Origin of the sequence: Actinomadura sp. NPDC048032, assembly GCF_040653175.1 — a bacterium.
GTDB classification, from domain to species: domain Bacteria; phylum Actinomycetota; class Actinomycetes; order Streptosporangiales; family Streptosporangiaceae; genus Spirillospora; species Spirillospora verrucosospora.
Window position 1 is genome coordinate 1 of sequence record NZ_JBEZJP010000117.1, and the last position, 20349, is coordinate 20349.

Sequence of the window (20349 nt, forward strand, 5' to 3'; positions counted from 1 at the left end):
AGCTGCCACAGGTAGTTGGCGCTCGTCCCGGACGCCCGGAACCAGATGCTCGCCGCGACCGAGGTGATCTGCAGCCGGGCCTTGAGGACGCCGTCGCCGGGCGCCCGCGCGGCCGCCGTCCAGATCGGCTCGGCGGACCACTCGCCGACGCCCGTGGCCAGCAGGGCGGGCTCGGACCAGCGGGACGCCCTGGGCCCGTCGAACGTCCGGACCCGCCACCAGTACGGCGTGCGCGGCGCCAGCGCCGGACCGCCGTACGGCACGGCGACGGACGCCGCCGACGCGGCCTTCCCGCTGTCCCACACGTGCGGGCCGCGCTCCAGGCGGGCCGGCGTGGTGGCGAACTGCACCTGATAGTGCGTCTGCCTCGTCCCCGGGCCGAGGTCGGCGACCTGCCAGCTCAGCCTCGGCCGGGCGGCCGTGACGCCGAGCCCGTCCGGCAGCAGGGAGGTCAGCAGCCCGGACGGCGTCCGGGCCGCCGGGGCGGCCGGGGACGCCGACGCGGCGCCCCCGGCGGAGCCGAGCACGACCGCGCCCGCCACCCCGGCCGCCGACGCGCCGAGGAAGTCCCGGCGGCTCATCCCGATCCTTGGTCGTTCGGTCATCGCCGGGCTCCTCAGAGGTGGTCGGAACGGAAGGTGAGGTGCCCGGAGCCGGCTTCGAAGACGGCGTAGCCGTCCTTCATGCCGGTGAAGCGGGCGCCGCCAGGCCCGGAGACGTGCACGTCGCCCGCGGCGCGGGCGGGGACGTGGATCTCGGCGCGGACGTTGACGGGGATGTCCGCGTCGAGCGAGAAGCCGCCGCCGGCCCGCTTCCACGTGACGCCGACGTCTCCGCGCTGCAGCGGGACGGTCCCGGACGCGCGGTCCAGCCCGGTCAGCGGCGGCCTGATCCGCACGGCGGCCGAGGCCGGGGCGGTCACGGCGACGCCGAGGAGGGTCCGCTGCACCTCGACCAGCGACGTCGCGCCCCACGGGTGGGAGTGGCTCTGCCCGGTCTCCGGGGCGTCCCACGACTCCCACGTGAAGGTGCCGCCGCGCGCGAGGATGTTGCCCCAGCCCGGTCCCCGCGGGTCGGTGAGGCGGGTGACGACGTCCGCGGGACGGCCGCCGAGCGCCTCCAGCAGCCGGTGCGCGGTCATCGGCCCCATCTGCATGCCGAGCCCGGCGACGTACGACTCGACCTCGGCCCGGCCGTCGGCGGGGGCGACGCCGTAGGCGAGCGCGTAGGCGTTGACGATCTGCGAGGCGTGCGCGCTCTGGGAGCCGTCGCTCTTCAGTCCGTCGATGTAGACGCCGTCCGGGCGGCGGAGCCTGGCGTTGATGTTGCCGGTGAGCGCGGCGGCGTCCTTGCGCAGCGCCTCCGCGTCGCCGGTCCTGCCGAGCGCGGCGGCGGCGCGGGCGGTGGCGTTCAGGACGTCCACGCCGAGCACGTTGATGACCGTGCGTGCGGCGGTGTCCATGTCGTGGCCGTACCGCATGGTCGCGGGCCAGTCGATGATGCCGAACTTGTAGGCCCCGGAGCCGCCCTCCAGGTTGGTGACCAGGCCCGTCCCCTCCGCGACGTAGCGGCGGACGTAGCCGGCGACCGCGCTCATCACGGGGTACGCGTCCGCGAGCGTGGCCGCGTCGCCGGACTGCTGGTAGTAGTCCCAGACCCAGCCGGGGAACATCTCGGTGTAGTCGGGGATGTCGCGCTTGCCGTCGCCGTTCGGGTAGACGGCGTTGAGGCGCCCGTCCGGCCAGTACCGCGCCTGCGACGCCATGAACTCGCGGATCGCCTGACGGGTGAGGCGCCGCTCCCCGTAGGCGCCCATCATGGCGATCGAGGTGTCGACCGAGTCGCCGAGGAACTGCCCCTTCTCCCGGGTGGGCGTGTCGAGGAACTGGGACTGCGATCCGTACAGCGCCGACCGCGCCATCAGGTCGTACGCCGCGTTCACTCCCGCGTCCGACGTGCGGAGGCCGCCCTCGCGGGTCACCTCGTTGTGCTGGACGACGGCGGAGACGTCGTCCGCCTCGGCCCCGGAGCCCGGCGCGATCTCCAGGTAGCGGAAGCCGTCGTAGGTGAGCGGCCGGAAGGTCTGGTCGCCGTCGCGCTGGGTGTAGCCGTAGCCGAGGTTGGTGTCCTGGTTGTCGCTCTTGGAGCGGGAGACCGTCCCGTCGTCCTTGAGGACGTAGGAGGCGTACATGTCGACGTGCCGGCCGGCGACGCCCTCCCGGAACCGCACCACCGGCACGGCCGGGATCACCTTCCCGAAGTCGGCGACCAGCGCGCCCGAGTCCAGCCGCGTGACCTTCACCGGCCGGACGGTCCGGTACGCGAGCGCGGTCTCCTGTCCGTGCAGGTGCTTGAACCCCGACGCGGGGTGGGCGCCGACGACCACCGGGTCCTGCCACGAGGACGCGTCGAAGCCGGGCTCGTCCCAGCCGGCCTGCACGGCGGTACCGTCGATGTCCTCGACGTAGTCGCCGCCGTCCCCGTTGCGCTTCGGCGCCGTCTTCCAGGGGGCGCGCGTCACCTTCCACGTCCCGTCGGTGACGACGACCTGCCGCGTCCCGTCGGCGTGGTCGATGACCAGCCGGACGAGCAGGCCGGGCTCGCCCTTCGGCCGCCCCTGCCCCGACCCGTACCAGTGGTAGAGCGCGCCGATCGTGGCGGGCCGCCCGGCCTTCACCTTCGAGGTGACGTCGACGGTCTTGTAGAAGCCGTCGTCGGCGTACTCGAAGGCGGGGCCGCGGTCGACGGTCTCGCCGTTCAGGTGCAGCGCGTACTGCTGACCGGCCGCGATGTGCACGCGAGCGCGCACGACCTTCGACTCGCCGACCGTGAAGTCCTTGCGGGCGAGGGTGTAGTCGTCGGCCTCCGCGGTGGTGCGCCGGATCCAGGTGGCCTGCCAGTCCCGGTCGGCGAGCCCGGTGTCGAACGCGGCGGGCCGCGCCCACGGAGAGCGCTTTCCGGAGCCGTCCCAGGTCCGGACGGTCCACGTGTACGACGTCTCCGGCGCGAGGGACGGCCCGGCGTACCTCACGTACTCCTGGCTCCCCGACCGGACGCGGCCGCTGTCCCAGACCGCCGTGCCGGACGGCCCCCGCACGATGATCTCGTAGGCGCTCTGCACCTCCCCGGGGTCGCGGTCGCGGGGCGTCCACCCGAACAGCGGCGCCCCCTCCACGCTCAGCGGGCGCGCCTGGTCACCCACGGTCAGCGCCACGGGGGACTGCGGCGCGTGCCCCGCCTTCAGCGCGGCCTGCGCGGTCCCCGGGAGACCGGCGGCGAGGGTCGCCGCCACGGTGGCGACGGCGAGGGCGACGGCACGGCGTTCGGCATGGCGGGTCCTGTCACGGCGAATCATCTGAAGCAACCTCCACGTCGTTGCTGCGGCTTGCGGTGATCTGCCGGAAGGAGCCGGGGCGGACCGCGCCCGCGGGGGGTCGTCCCGCCCCGGCCCCTCTCCGGCTACGGCCGTACGGAGAACCCGCTCATCTGCACGTTCGCGCCGACGCCGTCCCAGCTCCTGGTGATGTCCAGGCGCACGTAGCGGGCGCTGACCTTGGCGAAGGCCGTCGTCCCGCCCTCCTTCGGCGTGTCCGTCGCGGTCGCCACGGTGCGCCAGTTCCGGCCGTCCGAGGAGACCTGGACGCCGTAGTCGCGCGGCCCGTAGTTGGAGCGCCCTCCCACGACGACCGAGCCGAACTCGACCGGCGCGCCGAAGTCGACGCCGTAGCGCACCGGGTCGGCGGGGGTCGGTCCCTGGCCGGCGGCGCGTCCCCATGACACCCAGAACGTGCTGGGCGAGCCGTCCACGGCGAGCTTGGCCGGGTACCGGTCCTGGCCGGCGTCGGCGACCACCCGCGGGAACGGCGTGCCGCCCGGGTTGAGGGCCAGGTCGCCGGAGTGCCGCAGGGTCACCGCCGCGGCGGCGGACGGCCCGGCGTCGCTGCGCGCGGTCACCTTCAGGGTGCTCGTGCCGGACGCGACGCCCTTGTCCCGCAGCGCGACGGGCACCGTCACCGAGCCGCCCGCCGGAACCGTGACGCGGCCCCGCTCCGGCTCGGCGCCGATCCCCTCGGCGGCGGACGCGGAGACCGTCACGTTCGCCTCGCGCCCGGAGGCGTTGGTGACCAGCACGGTCGCGCGGTTGTAGCCGCCGTCCGCCAGCGGCAGCTCCGGTTCGAGGGCCTCGACGGCCAGCACCGGGCGGTCGCCGCCGGACGGGGTGAGGGCGACGGGGCCGAACAGCCCGTAGTCCATCGGCGCCCGCGACGAGGCCCCGGTGCCGGGCGCGGCGCGGACCGCGTTGAGCAGCGTGGAGGCGACCCGCACGGTGATCGTGTTGGCGCCGGGCCGCAGGTACCGCCCGACCTCGACGTGCCGCAGGTCCGCCTGGTTCAGCGGCGGCAGGTCGTGCCCGTTGACGTTCACGCGGACGGTGTCCACCGGCGTCCCGAGGTCGAGCGCGACGCGGTCGATGCCCTTCCAGCCGTCGTCCAGGGTGACGTTCGCGGTGTAGGTGCCCACGCCCGAGACGTCCGCGAGGTCGACGGGATGGCCGTTGGCCTTGGTGATCGCCGACCAGGCGGGCAGCGCGCCGCCCTCCCCGGCCTTCACCGCGACCGGGCCGAGCGTCTTGTGCGCGGTGTCGCCGGGCCTGCCGGACGGGCCGGGGCCCCAGGAGTCGACCGACAGCGACCACTCGTCCAGCCTCACCGGCTGGGGGACGGCCGCCGCGCCCTGCGGCCCCGGCGGGCGTGAGCCGCCCGCGGGCCCGGTGAAGGCGGCGTCGCGCCGCGGCGTGACCGCGATGACCGCGGCGTCGTTCCCGGCCAGCCGGACCGGGACGGTGACGGTGCCGTGGCCGGACGTGTAGTCGGCGATCGGGGTGATCTTGCCGGTCCAGGTGTCCAGCCGGTAGGGCACGCCCTCGCCGGTCAGGGTGATCTTCTGCGCGGTCGCGGTGTTCGTCTGGTTGTACAGGTAGTAGTAGTCGGTGGAGCCCGCCTGGCGGCGCACGTCGAGGATGGCGCCCGAGCCGTCGTGCGGCGCGGCGGCCGGCGTGACGCGCAGGCGCCGCAGCGCGTCCGGCGCGTCCGCCTCGCTCGCCACCCGCACCACGCCGCGCTGCCGGAGGAGTTCGGAGACCACCGACCGCAGCCGCGCGTCCTGCCGCGCCGCGTCGCCGTTGCCGGGCACCGCGCTCGGCACGTCCCCGACGACGACGACGGGAAGCCCCTGCCGCGCCAGCCGCAGCAGCTTCTCAGCGGCGTCCACCGGCATCGTCTTCTGGTCGTTCAGCAGCACCGCGTGGTAGGCGGAGCGGTCGCCGAACAGGGCGCCGCGGGAGAAGGAGGCGTCCTTGCGGCGCAGCAGCGCCGGGCTGAGGTACTCGTAGGTGTACCCGGCCGACGCCAGCGCCGAGGAGCTCTGGATCAGCTTGTTCGACCCGCTGCCGGTGGTGCCGGTGCCGTTCATGCCGAAGTCCTGCCAGTACACGGCCAGGTCGAAGCGGGGCTTGCCCTGCCGCAGCACCAGCTGCATCCGGGCCAGGTTGTCGTTGACCGCGCGGTAGTCGGCCCAGTTCGGGCCGCCCTTGTCGCCGAACGCCTCCGAGTAGGAGGCGTTGCCGCCGTAGGTCATGCCGGGCCAGGCCGACTGCGGCCCTGCGCCCGCGGGGCCCCTGCTCAGGTACGGGAAGCCGTGCCAGACGACCTGGTTCACGCCGCCCGCGAGGCCCCGGTAGACGGCCTGGAGGTTGGAGGCGTCCGATCCGGCGCCGGCCGTCGAGCCCCACACCGAGGAGGAGAAGGCGCAGCACTCGTCGGACACCACCGGCCGCCCGGACACGTGCGCGCCCGTCGCGACGACCCGGTAGTCCTGGACGTTGCTGTAGGCCCCGACCGACTGCCCGAACGCCAGGGACTCTCCCTCGGGCACGTCGACGTGCGAGGCGGCCTCCGCGACGTCCACCGGGATGCCGTAGGGCTGGATGCGGGTGCTGATGTGGTGCTTGTGGGCCCACTCGCGCAGCACGTCGAGCCGGTTGCGGATGTAGAGGTCGCTGAGGGTCTGCCGGTAGTCGGTGCGGACCCGGGCGCCGACGCCGCCGCCGAAGTCGAAGAACGGCCGGTCGGTGATGCCCTGGTCGCCGGCGCCGGCCAGGGCGGGGAGCACCTCGACCGGGGAGTAGCCGCGCCGCTTCGTCCACTGGTCGACCAGCTCGGACGTCCACTTCTGGGTGGTGCCGAGTTCGAGCGAGTCCTCGAACAGGTCGCTCTCGCCCATCTGGGCGAGCAGCTTCCGCACGTCGGGGGTGAGGATGTGCTCGTCGTAGAAGTCCGTGGTCGCCTTGGCCCCGGCCTCGCCGAACGGGTCGAGGGCGTAGTTGGTGCCGGTCGCGGTGTAGCCGGACAGGGACTGCCCGCTGGGCGTCTGGTAGAAGGCGATCAGCGCGTAGGTGCTCTCGCCGTCGCCGGGGAAGTCGACCGCGAGGCCGCCCTGCGCGTCCACCTTCGAGGTGACGTCGGTGACGCCCTCGCGTTCCAGCATCCGCGGGCCGCTCGACGTGGCGCATCCCGCGTCGGAGCACTTGGCGACGAGCGCGGCGACGAGCGTCCTCTTCGCCCCGGCGGGCGGCGCGACGTTGAAGTTGGTGGGCAGCGCCCCCGACCTGCCGGTCCCGCCCTTGTGGAACTCGTGGGAGAAGACGATCTGCTGCTGCGCGCTCGGATCGTTGACGTCGTCGACGGTGGGGACGGTCGCGGGCCAGCGCGGGCCGATGGTGAAGTCGAGGCCGAGCCCGTTGGCCTTGGCCGCGGCCAGCATCGTCCGGGTCTTCTGCGCCCAGAGCGGGGTGCCCCAGCCGTAGGTCTTCAGGAACTCCGGGGAGTTGTTGCCGGCGCCCTCCACGCTGAACGGCGCGACCTCGGCTCCGCCGCCGCCCGCCTTCCTGATCTGTTCGAGCTCCGCGGCCAGTTCCTTGTCGTCGGTGTGGGCCAGCGGCTGCCACCAGCGGTACTTGGGCCGCACGGACGCCGGGGGGTCGGCGAAGGTTCCGCGGGTCAGGGCCGGGACGTCCGGCCCGAACGGCGGAGCGGTCTCGGCCGCCCCGGCGGCGGCGAGCCCGGACACGGCCAGGAGCGCGGCCGCCGGCACCGCCAGGAGCCGAGCTTTGGAATGAGTCACGAGGAGTAGCCCTCCAGCTCGATGACGCGGCTGTAGTTGTGGTCGTTGGAGTCGCGGACGAGGAGCCGGAGCGCCGACGCCCGGACGGGCGCGAAGGTCCTCTCGACCGTGCCGGCGGTGCTGCCGGCGACCGTCGCGACCGTCGTCCACGTCCCGTCCACGCGGGCCTGGACGTCGAAGTCGCGGATTCCGGTCTTGGCGGCCGGGTGCGCCGGGTCGTCGAGCGTGAAGACCTTCACGCGGCCGACGCGGCGCGGCTCGTCCCAGGAGGCGGTCAGGGTGTCGGGGAAGTCTCCGGCGGTGTCGTCGTTCCAGCCGCCGACGCCGTTCAGCCACACGCCGGAGTCGGTGCCGCCGTCGTTGGTCCAGGCGGGCGACGAGCCGCTGTGGGTGCTGGACGCCGACATCTCGGCGACGCGCACGAGGTTGCCGGTGACGCGCACCGGGGCCCGCACGCTCTCGTCGTCGACGGTGACGGTCACCGTTCCCTCGGTCGCCTCGCCGGTGCGCCTGATCGTGACCGGGACCTCCGTGGAGGCGCCGGCCGGGATCGTGACCCGTCCCGCGGCCCCGGCGGTGAAGCCGTCCGTCGCGGCGGCCTTCACCGGGACGGTGACGGCGTGCCGCTCGAGGTTGGTGACGCGGAACCGGGCCGTCGAGGACTCTCCGTCGATGACGGGGACGTCGGCGCCGAACGGGGGTTCGACGGCGAGCTGGGTGCGGTCCTGGTGCACGGCCTCGGGCGTGCGGACGTTGAACGTCCAGGACCCGGATCCGACCTCGTACACGGCCCGCCCGTCCTGGACGCCCAGGGACCGGGCTCCCGCCGGGGCGGTGGCGCCGGACGCGCCGAGCAGCGGCACCTCCACGCGGGCGGGGGCGCCCGGCGGGACGGTCACGTCGAGCCGCAGGTCGTGCCCGGAGCGGCGCCACGCGCTGGAGACCGCGCCGCGGGGTGTGCGGTAGGTGGAGGCGGCGCGGGTCAGGTCGCCGACGACGGCGGGCCGGACCACGAGCTTGCCGAAGGCGACCGAGTCGCCCGCCTGGCCGATCCCGGCGAGCCCGGCGCCGAACCACTCGTCGATCGCGCCGAGCATGAAGTGGTTCTGGGAGCCGTAGCCGGTCGGGCCGTCCCAGTACTCGGTGAGCGCGGTCGCGCCGTGCACGACCTGGTAGCCGTAGCTGGGGTCGGTGACCTGCTGGGCGACGGCGAGGATGACGTCGTCGCGCCCGGCCGCCGACAGCACCCGGAACAGGGCCGGCAGGGCGATCTCGCCGACGGTGAGGTGGTGGCCCCTGCCCTTGACCGAGGCGACGAGGTGGTCGAGGACGGCCTGGCGCTGCGCTTCGGGGACGATGCCGAGGTCGAGCGCGAACGCGTCCCCGGCCTGGCTGCCCGAGCCGTAGGTGTGCCCGGCCTCGTCCAGGTACTTGGCGTTGAAGGCGGCGGCGATGTCGCCCGCGAGCCTGCGGTAGCGGGCGGCGTCGTCGTCCTTGCCGAGCAGGCCCGCGACGGAGGCGAGCGCGGCGGCGCTGCGCTGGTAGCCGTAGGTGGCGGCGATCCCGCGCGGCGTGGTCTTGTCGACGGCGGCCCAGTCGCCGAGGCCGTAGTCGAGCAGGTTCCCCTTCGCCTTGGAGGTCAGGTAGTCCAGGTAGCGCTGCATGTTCGGGTAGAAGTCGCGCAGCGGGCGGGCGTCGCCGTAGGTGCGGTAGTGCTGCCAGGCGGCCAGGATGATGGCGCTCCCCCAGTTGGGGTCGTCGCGGACGCCGCCGGAGAACTGGACGTACTCGGGCGCGATGTCGGGGACGAGCCCGTCCGGGGTCTGCGCCTCGGCCATGTTGCGCAGCAGCGCCGGGTAGTAGGCCGCGACGTCGTAGTTGCGGGTGACCGACCCCTGGACGAGCTGGGTCTCCTCCAGCCAGCCGAGCTTCTCCCGGTCGGGGCAGTCGGTGAGGATGCTGAACATGTTGCCCTGGATCGACCGGTCGATGATCTTGTGGATGCCGTTCAGCAGCAGGTCGGAGCTCTCGAACGAGCCGGCGGAGGCGTTGCCAGCGCGCAGCACGACCGCCGACACGGCGTCCGCCTCCGGGGCGGACGGCAGGCCCGTCACCTGGAGGTAGCGGAAGCCGTGGTAGACGAAGCGGGGGTGCCAGGTCTCGGTGCCCTCCCCGGCGAGGGTGTAGTGGTCCTCGATCGGGGGGCGCCGCGCCCCGCCGGCGATCATCGTGCCCTGCTCGACGAGGCCGTCCGCGCCGAGCCGCTCCCCCGGCGTGAGCGCCAGCTCCGTCCCGCGCGGGCCGCCGACCCGGATCTCCGGCCAGCCCGCGACGTTCTCACCGAGGTCGAAGACGTAGGTGCCCTTCTCCGGCTGCGTGACCTTCACGGTCCGGCGGCGCCCGACGGGCACGATCGCCGGCGACATGCGCGCGGTGAGCGCGATGCCGGGGTCGGGCGCCTCGGCGGCCGGGCGCCAGGCCGCCAGGTCCGCCGACGGCTCGTCCCAGCCCGCGCGGGCGAGGCGGGCGTCCTCGTCCTCACCGCCGTACCAGTGGGTGAAGGTGGTCGGGCCGAGGTCGGTGCGCCAGGACGAGTCGGTCGCGACCCGCGCGGTCGTCCCGTCCGCGAGCGTGACCTCCAGCTGGGCGAGCAGCTTCGGCGCGCCCTGCGCCCCGACGTACTTGGTGTACCGGTCGCTGGTGGAGGTGACGTTGTAGGCGCCGTTGCCGAGCCGGACGCCGATCGCGTTGCCGCCGCGCCGCAGCAGCTTCGTGACGTCGTAGGCCGCGTACTCGGCCCGCTTGCGGTAGTCGGTGTTCGGCGGTTCCAGGACGGCGTCGCTCACCGGGCGGCCGTTGACGGTGGCGTCGTAGATGCCGAGCGCGGTGATGTAGAGTCGCGCCGACCGCACCTCGTCCTTCAGGGAGAACTGCCGGGCGAGCAGGGGCAGGCGGGGAAGGTCGGTCTGGTACGCGGGCGGCGGCTCCTGCCCGGTGACGCTCCTGGCCGTGGCGAACGGGCCGTCCGCCGAGTCGGAGGTCTGCAGCGTGTAGTCGACGGGGAAGTTCGGCGTCTTGCCGTCGCCCGTCATCAGGTCGGTGCGCGGGTAGAGCTTGACCGAGGCGAGGTCCTTGACGGCGCCGAGGTCGAGCTGCAGCCAGATGTGGTGGCCGGGGTCCTGCGAGCCGTAGGCGGGGCTGGTGTAACCGAACGGCGCCGTCTGCGTGGTGAGGGACCCGTCGGTGACGAACTCCGGCATCCACTTGCCGGGGTACTCGCGGACCTCGGACGCGGTGACCTTCGCGCCCTTCGCCACGTTCGTCCCGGACGGGTCGAGCGCCTCGATCTCGGCGAGCTGGAGCCGCGACAGCAGCGAGCTGCCCTCCTTGACGGGGAGGCCGAGCTTCGTCACGTCCAGCCGCAGGTGGCGGGCCCTGGTTCCGGCGGGCAGCGCGACGGTGGCGGGAGTCGGCGCCCGGTTCAGCCAGCGCTCGTCGCCGATCCACTTGCCGGACCAGTCGTCCTTGGCGAGCAGGCCCGTCTCGAACCGGGCGGGGCTGCTCCAGCCCGACGCGCGCCCGGAGCCGTCCCAGACCCGGACCCGCCACCACACCTGGCGGCGGGAGGTGAGCGCCGTGCCCCGGTAGACGGCGCCGGCTGCGGCGGAGGAAACCCTGCCGGAGTCCCACAGGTCGGCGCGGCCGAGGCGGTCCCGGGACGTCGCCGCGACCACCTGGTAGGCGGTCTGGGCCGAGCCGCGGCCCGGGGCCGCCAAGTGCCAGCTCAGGGTGGGCGTCGTGTCGTCGATGCCGATGGGGTCGTCGAGCGCGTCGGTCCGCAGCCCGGTGGCGTGCAGCCCCGAGGCGTCAGCGCGGGCGGGCAGGGCGGTGACGGCGGTGAGCGCGAGGCATAGGGCGGCACCGCATACGGCACCGCGTGGTGGGGGGATTTTGGGCATGACGGAACATCCTTCGGACCTGCGCGGGGGTGGGGGGGTGACGGCGTCGCGCCGTAAGGGTGTCGTCAGGGGTTCACATGGACCAGTTCGATCTCCAGGAGGTCGGCGAGGGCCTTCAGGTCGGCGACGCGGTGGCCCGTCCCGAGGGCCCAGTGGTGGGAGATGCCGGTGGCCGACCACGCGTCGGTCCACTCGCCGGGGTCGCAGCCGAAGTCGACGCGGGAGGTGGTGTTGCCGATCTGCAGCAGCGGCCCGTCCACGGTCTCGCCCTCGGACGCGACGAACGCGAACCTGCCGTCGCGGCGCTGGATGATCCCGAACGCGGTGACCGGGCCGTGCTTGACGTCGAACTCGACGGACACGCCGTAGCCGCGCTTGCCGTGGTAGACGCCGAGGCCGCGCAGCAGCGGGCGGCGGGCGCTGATCGCCAGGTGCGCGGGCCCGTCGTGGCCCATCTCGACGTGGCCGCGGTGGAAGTCGAGCGCCTGCAGCTCGGTGAAGGAGCCGCCCGCGCCGAGCCGGTCGGCGACCAGCATCGCCAGGGAGGTGCGCAGCTCGTACTCCCCGGCGGCCGGGATCCCGCGCGCTGTGAGCAGCGACGCGCCGAGGATCATCCCGGCGCCGAGCCGCTCGTGGATCTCGCCGTCCAGGCCGCGGTGGTAGTAGGCCAGGCTGTCGAGTTCGAAGTCCTCGACGAGGCGGTCGAGGCCGACCGAGACGCGGGCCGCCCAGGTCAGGTCGTCGTCGTTGACGGACGCGTCCAGCTCGAAGATCTTCTCCGCCTCGGCCTTCTTGGCGGCCGTCTCGGCGTCGGTGACCTTCTCCACCCGGACGCGCAGGTCGTCGAACTCCAGCACCTCGACGTGCCCGCCGAAGTTGGCGCTGACGAGCGTGAGGTCGGTGGAGACGTCGAGCATGCCCGGGTACAGGTGGCCCATCAGCCCGTGCCGGCCCCGCCGCAGCGCCGCGCGGACCCCGGCGGCGCGCACCCAGCGGCCGATCTTCGCCCAGGCGCGCTCGTCCTCCAGGTAGCCCGACACCGAGCGGAACGGGACGCCGCAGCGCGCGAACGCGTTCGCCATCTCCGGCAGCGGGCAGGCGCCGCAGTAGGCGAGCCACTGCCCGGTGTCGAAGGTCGCGTGGTCCATCGACTCGGTCGGCTGCAGGTTGATCAGCAGGACGGGCGCGTCCGCCCGCTGCGCCACCGGGACCAGCATCGTCGCGGTCATGTAGGTGGTGAGGAAGCCGACGATGATGTCGCAGCCCGCGGCGCGCAGCCGCTCGGCCGCGGCCGCGCCCTCCTGCGCGTCGGAGATGAACCCCACGTCGACGACCTCGGCGCCGAGCCCGCGCATCCGCTCCGAGACGCGCTCGGCGGACTGCTTGAGCTGCGGCAGCAGGTCGGGGAACTGCGGCCAGTAGGCGCCGAGCCCGCCGGCGACGAGGCCGACCTTGACCGGCGGTGGCGCTGTGGTGTCTGCCATTGCTTGTCCTCTCCTAACGGGCCGTGAGGGTGCGGCGCCCGGCGGACGCCCTCTTCATGGGGACATGCCCACCGGACGCGGCCCCCCGGGTCCGGGAGGTGACGACGGACACAGAGGAGGGTGCGAACTTCCCGGCCGGCGGCATCGTTGTCCCTTCGGGTTCACTTGGTCGAGCGGGCCCAGCAGGCACGGCCGGCGGCCCGGGTGGGGACGGCGCGGCCGCGGCGGGGTGAGCGCCGCGGCCGCGCGGTCCGGGCCGCCGGCCGGCCTCGTTCCGTCTGGGATCCTCCTCAGCGCAGGAACGCGGCGGCGACGCCGGCGTCCACGGGGACGTGCAGTCCGGTGGTGTGGGTCAGGTCCCCGCCGGTGAGGGCGAAGACGGCGGCGGCGACGTGCTCGGGCAGCACCTCGCGCTTGAGCAGCGTCCGCTGGGCGTAGAACTCGCCGAGCCTCTCCTCCTCGACGCCGTACACGGCGGCGCGCTTGGCGCCCCACCCGCCGGCGAAGATCCCCGAACCGCGCACGACCCCGTCCGGGTTGACCCCGTTGACGCGGATGCCGTGCTCGCCGAGCTCGGCGGCCAGCAGCCGCACCTGGTGCGCCTGGTCGGCCTTGGTCGCGCCGTAGGCGATGTTGTTCGGCCCGGCGAACACCCCGTTCTTCGACGAGATGTAGACGATGTCGCCGCCCATCCCCTGCTCGACCATGACGCGGGCGGTCTCGCGGGACACCAGGAACGAGCCGCGCGCCATGACGTCGTGCTGGAGGTCCCAGTCGGCGACGGTCGTCTCCAGCAGCGGCTTGGAGATGGAGAGCCCGGCGTTGTTGACGACGAGGTCCACGCCGCCGAAGGCCAGCACCGCCTCCCGGACGGCCGCGGCGATCTCGTCCTCCGAGGTCACGTCCGCGCCGGCGGCGACGGCGACGTCGGAGGCGCGCAGCGCGCCGGCGCCGATCCCGGCGGCGACCTTCTCGGCGGCCGCGAGGTCGCGGTCGGCGACGACGACGCAGGCGCCCTCGTCGGCGAGGCGGCGGGCGGTGGCCGCGCCGATCCCCGAGCCGCCGCCGGTGACGAGGGCGACGCGGGACGCGAGGGGCTTCGGCGCCGGCATCCGGCGCAGCTTGGCCTCCTCCAGCTCCCAGTACTCGATGCGGAACTTCTCCGCCTCGTCGATCGGCGCGTACGACGACAGCGCCTCAGCGCCGCGCATCACGTTGATCGCGTTGACGTAGAACTCGCCGGCGACCCGCGCGGTCTGCTTGTTCGCCCCGAAGGAGAACATCCCGACGCCCGGCACCAGCACGATCGCCGGGTCCGCGCCGCGCATCGGCGGCGAGTCCGGGCCGGCGTGCCGGTCGTAGTAGGCGGCGTACTCCTCGCGGTAGGCGGCGTGCAGCTCCCTCAGCCGCGCCTTGGCCTCGTCGAGCGGCGCGCCCGGCGGCAGGTCCAGCACCATCGGCGCGACCTTGGTGCGCAGGAAGTGGTCCGGGCACGACGTGCCGAGCGCGGCGAGCCGGGGGTGCTCGGCGCGCGACAGGAAGTCCAGGACGGCCTCACTGTCGGTGTAGTGCCCGACCTGCGGGCGGTCCGTGGACGCCAGGCCCCGGACGAGCGGGAACAGCGCGGCGGCGCGCGCGTGCCGCTCTTCCTCGGGCAGCACCGGGTGGACGACCTCGCCGAACGGGTCGGCCTTGCCGCGCTCGGCGATGTAGGCCTCGGCGGTGCGGATGATGTCGAGCGAGTTGGCCTTGCACTCCTCGCTCGTCTCGCCCCAGGCGGTGATGCCGTGCCCGCCGAGGATCACCCCGATGGCGCCGGGGTTGGCGCGCCTGATCTCGGCGATGTCCAGGCCGAGCTGGAAGCCGGGGCGCCGCCACGGCACCCACGCCACCCGGTCGCCGAAGATCCGGCGCGTCAGCTCCTCGCCGTCGGCGGCCGTCGCGATCGCGATGCCGGAGTCGGGGTGCAGGTGGTCGACGTGCGCGGCCTCCACGAGGCCGTGCATCGCGGTGTCGATCGACGGGGCGGCGCCGCCCTTGCCGTGCAGGCAGTAGTCGAACGCCGCGACCATCTCGTCCTCGCGCTCGACGCCCGGGTAGACGTCCACGAGGGCGCGCATCCGGTCCAGCCGCAGGACGGCCAGGCCCTTCTCGGTGAGGGTGCCGAGGTCGCCGCCCGAGCCCTTCACCCACATCAGCTCGATGTCGCGGGCCGTCACCGGGTCGGTGACGGTGCCCTTCGCGGACGCGTTGCCGCCCGCGTAGTTGGTGTTGCGCGGGTCCGAGCCGAGGGTGTTGGCGCGTTCCAGCAGATGCTCCACCTCGGGTGGAGTGGCGGTCATCGGATATCTCCTCATGTGCGTGCGTGGCCTCGTGTGCGAGCGTGGAAGGACGCTCAGGCGCCCCAGCCGGCCGCCTGGCCGTCCTTGCGCTCCTCGACGATCCGCTGGTGGTAGCCGGACGCCTTGTAGGCGGCGACCGGGTCCGGGTGCAGGCCCATCTCCTCGCGCAGCTCGGCGAGCAGCGGCCGGACGTCGGTGTTGTAGGCGTCCATGAACACGGCGTTCGCCTCCAGGACGTCACCGGACCGCTGCGCCGACCGCAGGGCGTCGACGTCCACCAGCAGCGCCTTCGCCGTGGCCTCCTGGACGTTCATCACCGAGCGGATCTGGCCCTGGATCTTCGGCTCGATGTTGTGGCACTGGTCGAGCATGAACGCCACGCCCGTCTCGACGTCGTAGCCGCCGCCGCGCACCACCTCGTACATGATCCGGAACAGCTGGAACGGGTCGGCGGCGCCCACCATCAGGTCGTCGTCGGCGTAGAAGCGGGAGTTGAAGTCGAACCCGCCGAGCTTCCCCTCGCGCAGCAGGAACGCCACGATGAACTCGATGTTGGTGCCGGGCGCGTGGTGGCCGGTGTCGACCACGACCTGCGCCTTCGGGCCGAGCTTCAGGCAGTGCGCGTAGGAGGTGCCCCAGTCCGGCAGGTCGGTCGCGTAGAACGCCGGCTCGAACAGCTTGTACTCCAGCAGGAACCGCTGGTCGTCGCCGAGCCGCTCGTACACGGCGGCGAGGGCCTCGGCCATCCGGTCCTGCCGGTCGCGGATGTCGTCCTGCCCCGGGTAGTTCGTCCCGTCGGAGAACCACAGCTTCAGGTCGCGGGACCCGGTCGCGTCCATGATGTCGACCGCTTCGAGCAACTGGTCGAGGGCCTTGCGGCGGACGGCGGGGTCGGGGTTGGTGACGCTGCCGAGCATGTAGTCGTCATCCTGGAAGACGTTGGTGTTCACCGCCCCGATCCGCACGCCCCGCTCCTTGGCGTGGGCGGCCAGCGCGGCGTAGTCGTCCACCCGGTCCCAGGGGATGTGGACCGCCACGCTGGGGGCGACGCCGGTGAACCGGTGCACCTGCGCGGCATCGTCGATCTTCTCCTGCGGGGTGCGCGGCACGCCCGGCTGGGCGAAGACCTTGAACCGGGTCCCCGAGTTCCCGTACGCCCACGAGGGGGTCTCGATCTGCTGGCGGCGCAGGGCGTCCTTCACCGCGCTGGTGTCGTTCACGCTTGCCTCTCTCTTCTCTCCGGTCCTCGTCAGTCGAGGTGGAAGACCTCGGGGAGCGTCCGCATCCCCTCGTCGGGGCGGCCGTCGAGATCCTCGAAAAACGGCGCCATCTCCGCCTGCCACCGCGCGTTCACCTCGGTGCGGGCCATCGCCTCCTGGGCGGCCTCGAAGTCGTCGGTCTCCAGGTAGCCGACGAGAAGGCCGTCCTCGCGCAGGAACAGCGAGTAGTTGTGCCAGCCGGTGTCGCGCAGAGCGCTGAGCATGTCGGGCCAGATCGCCTGGTGGCGCAGCTTGTACTCCTCCAGGCGGTCCTGCCTGACCTTCAGCAGGAAGCAGACGCGCTTCGTGCTTCCGGACATCTGTTCGTCTCCTCGTGGGGGGCGGCCCCCACGCCTAGCGGTTCGCTTCGCTCAGGCTCAGAAGTGGTACTGGTCGATGTTCTTGGCGTCGAACACGGTCGGCGGGCCGAGGATCACCTCGCCGTTGGCGCCGATCGTGCGCTCGCCGAGCTTGCCCGCCGTGAACTTCTCGCCCTCCGCGCCGGTGATCTGGCCGGACGACAGCGCCGCCGCCGCGAACGCGGCGAGGTAGCCGAGGTTCTTCGGGTCCCAGAGCTCGAAGCCCTTGACCGTGCCGTCCTTGACGAACTTGCGCATCTGGTCGGGGGTGCCGAGGCCGGTCAGCGCGACCTTGCCCTTGTACTTGGAGCCGGAGATGTAGCGGGCGGCGGCGGCGATGCCGACCGTGGTCGGCGAGATGATGCCCTTCAGGTTCGGGTACGCCTGCAGCAGGCCCTGGGTCTGCTGGAACGACTTCTGGTCGTCGTCGTCGCCGTAGGCCACCTTGACGAGCTTCATCTTGGAGTACTCGGGCTTCTTCAGCTCGTCCTGCATGAACTTGATCCAGGTGTTCTGGTTCGTGGCGTTCGCGGTCGCCGACAGGATCGCGATCTCGCCCTCGCCGCCGATCTGCTCGGACAGCAGCTTGACCTCGCTGCGGCCGATCTCCTCGGAGCTGGCCTGGTTGATGAACACGTCCCGGCATTCGGGGTTGGTGTCGGAGTCGTAGGCGACGATCTTGATGTTCTTGGACATCGCCTGCTTGAGCGGACCGCACACCGCGTTCTCGTCGTTGGCGGCGATGAGGATCGCGTCGTGCCGCTGCTGGATCAGCGTGTTGATGTAGGAGACCTGCGAGGACGCCGAGGCGTCGGACGGGCCGACCTCCTTGGCCTCACCGCCGAACTCCTTGGCCGCCGCGATGCCGGCGTTGTCGACGATCGTCTCGTAGGGGTTGTTGACCTGCTTGGGCAGGAAGGCCAGCTTCAGGCCCTTCTTCAGCGGCGCGTTCGGGTTCGCGGAGGCCTTGCCCCCGGCCTTGGCGTCCCCCGAGCCGGACGCGGAGTCCTTGGTGGTCCCGCCGCAGGCGGCCAGGCTGAGGGCCAGAGCGCCCGCCGTGGCGGCGGCCGCCAGCCGGCGCGGGGCGCGCATACGAATGCTCATCAGGGTGCCTTTCACAGTTCCGGGTCGTGCTACGGGGTGGGTGGACATGCGGCGGGGGGCGGGGGTCGTGCGGTCGGGTTCGAGGTGCGGTGGGATCACGGTGCGGCGGCGGGGACCGCGGGTCTCGCGCCCCGCCGCCGGCCTCGGGCCTCGCGCGCCACGGCGATCAGCCGCGGCGTGAGGACGCTGATGATGAGCAGCAGGCCCGTGACGATCGACTGGACCTCGGTGGAGACGTCGTTGAGCATCAGCAGGTTGCGGAGCAGGCCGATGAGCAGCACGGCCGCGATGACGCCGCCGAGGGTGCCCTTGCCGCCGTCGAAGTCGACGCCGCCGAGCAGCACCGCCGCGATGACGGCGAGCTCCAGGCCGATGCCGTTGTCGGCGCGGGCGCTGCCGTAGCGGAGCGTGTAGACGACGCCGGCGAACCCGGCGACGAGGCCGGACACCGCGAACAAGATCAGCTTGATGCGCTTGACCCGGATGCCGGCGAAGTAGGCGGCGTCCTCCTGCGCGCCGATCGCGAACAGCGACCGCCCGACGCCGGTGGCGTGCAGGACGACGCCGGTGGCGGCGGCGAGCACGGCGAACAGCGCGACCGGGTACGGGATCGGCGTGCCCGGGATGGAGGACGTCGCGAGATCGGTGTAGGCGGCGGGGAACTCCGAGATCGCCCCGGTGCCGAGCGTCACGTACGCCAGACCCCGGTAGAGGGTCAGCGTGCCGATCGTCACGGCGAGGGACGGCAGCCCGAGCCGGGTCACCAGCAGGCCGTTCACCAGCCCGCAGACCACGCCGACGACCAGCACCAGCGGGATGATCGCCTCGATGGACATGCCGCCGTCCCACAGCTTGCCGGTGAGGGCGCTGCACAGCCCGAGAATGGAGGCGACCGACAGGTCCACCTGCCCGCACACGACCAGCAGCGTCATCGGCAGCGCGATCAGCGCGATCTCGCTGAGGTCGTCCAGCGCGAACGACAGGTTGTCGTTGTTCGCGAAGTCCGGGGAGAACCCGGCGCCGCTCGCGAACACCACCACCAGCAGGGCGGTGACGGCGGTCTCCCACCGCATCAGGCGGCTCATGACCGTCCCTCCTTGCTCTCCGGGGCGGCGGCGCGGTGCGCGGCCGAGGCCAGGGACCGCTGTTTCAGCGCCCGGGTGACGCGCAGCGCCAGCAGCCGGTCGACGCTGATGGCCAGCAGCAGCAGGACGCCGGTGATCGCGTCCTGCCAGAACGAGTTGACCTTGAGCACCACCAGCACGCTGCCGATGGTGGTGAGCAGCAGCGCGCCGAGCGCCGCCCCGTACACGGTGCCGACGCCGCCGGTGATGGCGACGCCGCCGACGACGACCGCGCTGACGACCTTCAGCTCCCAGCCGTTGGCGGCGTCGGCGACGACGGTGCCGAACCGGGCGAGCCACAGCACCCCGGCGAGGCCGGCGAGGGCGCCGCTGACCAGGTAGGCGGTGAGGACGCGGCGGCGGATCGGCACGCCGGCGAGCATCGCGGCCTCCGGGCTGGAGCCGATCGCGTAGTACTCGCGCCCGGAGGAGTAGGAGCGCAGGTAGTAGCCGACCGCCGCCATCACGACCACGGTGATGATCGGAAGGTAGGGGATGCCGAGGATCCCGTCGTTGCCGAGGCTCAGCAGCGACGCCGGAAGGTCCGCGGCGCCGATCTGGTCGCCGTGCGCGATGCGGTAGTCCAGCCCCTGGATGACGTACAGGGTGCCGAGGGTCACGACGAGGGCGGGGACGCGGCAGAAGCTGACCAGCAGCCCGTTCACGAGCCCGCAGACCAGGCCGATCCCGACGCCCACCAGGACGACCATCACGACGTTGCGGTCCCCGCCGGAGGCGTACTTGCCGGCGCTGAACGCGACGAGCCCGACGACGGACCCGACCGACAGGTCGATGTTGCGGGTGACGACGACCATGCTCTGCCCGACGGCGAGCAGCACCAGGATCGAGGCGTTGAGGAAGATGTCCTTGAGGCCCTGGCCGGACAGGAACCGCGGGTTCGCGATCGTCGTGCCGAGCACGAGCAGGACCAGCGCGCCGAGGATGCTCAGCTCGCGGGCGCGCAGCACCATCTCGACCAGGCGGCGCCCGCCGCCCGGCGGGCCGCCCGACTCCGGCCTGGCCGGGGACTGGGTGAGGACGGTCATCGGCTCAGGCCGCCTTTCCGGTGCCGGGGCGGCCGGTCGCCGCGGCCATCACGCTCTCCTCGGTCGCGTCCGCGCGGGCGATCTGCGCGGTCAGCCGCCCCTCGTGCATGACGAGGATCCGGTCGGCCATGCCGAGCACCTCCGGCAGGTCGGAGGAGATCATCAGCACCGCCAGGTCCTGCGCGGCCAGCTCCGACAGCAGCCGGTGCACCTCGGCCTTGGTGCCGACGTCGATGCCGCGGGTCGGCTCGTCCACGATCAGCACGGCCGGCTCGGTGGCCAGCCACTTGGCGAGCACGACCTTCTGCTGGTTGCCGCCCGACAGGACGCCGACGGCGTCGCTGAGCCGGGAGTACTTCAGCTGGAGGCGCAGGCCCCAGTCGGCGGCGCGGTCCCGCTCCACCTTCCGGGAGATCAGGCCCCCGCGCCCGGTCTCGCGGCGCAGCGTCTTCAGCTGGGTCAGGCCCATGTTCCGCTCGATCGACATGTC

General features: G+C 73.0%; 11 protein-coding genes and 1 pseudogene. All 12 read right to left on the reverse strand.

All coding sequences use genetic code 11. The annotated features are described in order from the left end of the window. Nucleotides 1-605: pseudogene (locus AB0C69_RS17835) on the reverse strand (hydrolase); the annotation flags it as partial. 11 nt (nt 606-616) lie between these two features. After that, nucleotides 617-3355, reverse strand: coding sequence for a family 78 glycoside hydrolase catalytic domain (locus AB0C69_RS17840; RefSeq protein ID WP_360354623.1), 2739 nt, complete (start codon nt 3353-3355; stop codon nt 617-619). Between the two features lie 104 nt (nt 3356-3459). Beyond that, nucleotides 3460-7182 carry a glycosyl hydrolase gene (locus AB0C69_RS17845; protein WP_360354626.1) on the reverse strand — a complete coding sequence of 1241 codons (3723 nt, stop codon included), beginning with the start codon at nt 7180-7182 and terminating at the stop codon, nt 3460-3462. Continuing rightward, nucleotides 7179-11141 (reverse strand): family 78 glycoside hydrolase catalytic domain, encoded by a 3963-nt coding sequence (locus AB0C69_RS17850; protein ID WP_360354629.1) that lies wholly within the window; start codon nt 11139-11141, stop codon nt 7179-7181. The genes AB0C69_RS17845 and AB0C69_RS17850 overlap by 4 nt, the downstream gene beginning before the upstream one ends. 65 nt (nt 11142-11206) lie before the next feature. Then, entirely contained in the window at nt 11207-12625 is a 1419-nt protein-coding gene (locus AB0C69_RS17855; RefSeq protein ID WP_360354631.1) for an L-fucose/L-arabinose isomerase family protein, read from the reverse strand. A gap of 290 nt (nt 12626-12915) precedes the next feature. Further along, a complete protein-coding gene (locus tag AB0C69_RS17860; protein ID WP_360354634.1) occupies nt 12916-14967 on the reverse strand; it encodes a bifunctional aldolase/short-chain dehydrogenase in 2052 nt (683 codons plus the stop codon). A 53-nt stretch (nt 14968-15020) separates the two neighbouring features. Continuing rightward, entirely contained in the window at nt 15021-16187 is a 1167-nt protein-coding gene (gene rhaI / locus AB0C69_RS17865) for an L-rhamnose isomerase (RefSeq protein WP_360354636.1), read from the reverse strand. 29 nt (nt 16188-16216) lie between these two features. After that, nucleotides 16217-16546: an L-rhamnose mutarotase gene (locus tag AB0C69_RS17870; protein WP_360354639.1), complete on the reverse strand. Its 330-nt coding sequence runs from the start codon at nt 16544-16546 to the stop codon at nt 16217-16219. A gap of 57 nt (nt 16547-16603) precedes the next feature. Further along, a complete protein-coding gene (gene rhaS, locus AB0C69_RS17875; protein ID WP_345182420.1) occupies nt 16604-17689 on the reverse strand; it encodes a rhamnose ABC transporter substrate-binding protein in 1086 nt (361 codons plus the stop codon). A gap of 95 nt (nt 17690-17784) precedes the next feature. After that, the gene (locus tag AB0C69_RS17880) at nt 17785-18774 is read right to left on the reverse strand and encodes an ABC transporter permease (RefSeq protein ID WP_345182418.1); all 990 of its coding nucleotides are present in this window, start codon (nt 18772-18774) and stop codon (nt 17785-17787) included. Next, on the reverse strand, nt 18771-19859 hold the full coding sequence (locus AB0C69_RS17885; protein ID WP_345182416.1) for an ABC transporter permease: 1089 nt from the start codon (nt 19857-19859) through the stop codon (nt 18771-18773). Before AB0C69_RS17885 ends, AB0C69_RS17880 begins: the two co-directional genes overlap by 4 nt. Before the next feature lie 4 nt (nt 19860-19863). Next, a partial coding sequence (locus tag AB0C69_RS17890) for an ATP-binding cassette domain-containing protein (protein WP_360354643.1) occupies nt 19864-20349 on the reverse strand: 486 nt, incomplete at its 5' end.

What these genes read in the sequence shown, in the direction of transcription:
- AB0C69_RS17840 (WP_360354623.1), bottom strand. Translation starts at nt 3,355, where the DNA reads ATGATTCGCCGTGACAGGACCCGCCATGCCGAACGCCGTGCCGTCGCC.
- AB0C69_RS17850 (WP_360354629.1), bottom strand. Translation starts at nt 11,141, where the DNA reads ATGCCCAAAATCCCCCCACCACGCGGTGCCGTATGCGGTGCCGCCCTA.
- AB0C69_RS17855 (WP_360354631.1), bottom strand. Translation starts at nt 12,625, where the DNA reads ATGGCAGACACCACAGCGCCACCGCCGGTCAAGGTCGGCCTCGTCGCC.
- AB0C69_RS17860 (WP_360354634.1), bottom strand. Translation starts at nt 14,967, where the DNA reads ATGACCGCCACTCCACCCGAGGTGGAGCATCTGCTGGAACGCGCCAAC.
- AB0C69_RS17870 (WP_360354639.1), bottom strand. Translation starts at nt 16,546, where the DNA reads ATGTCCGGAAGCACGAAGCGCGTCTGCTTCCTGCTGAAGGTCAGGCAG.
- rhaS (WP_345182420.1), bottom strand. Translation starts at nt 17,689, where the DNA reads ATGAGCATTCGTATGCGCGCCCCGCGCCGGCTGGCGGCCGCCGCCACG.
- AB0C69_RS17880 (WP_345182418.1), bottom strand. Translation starts at nt 18,774, where the DNA reads ATGAGCCGCCTGATGCGGTGGGAGACCGCCGTCACCGCCCTGCTGGTG.
- AB0C69_RS17885 (WP_345182416.1), bottom strand. Translation starts at nt 19,859, where the DNA reads ATGACCGTCCTCACCCAGTCCCCGGCCAGGCCGGAGTCGGGCGGCCCG.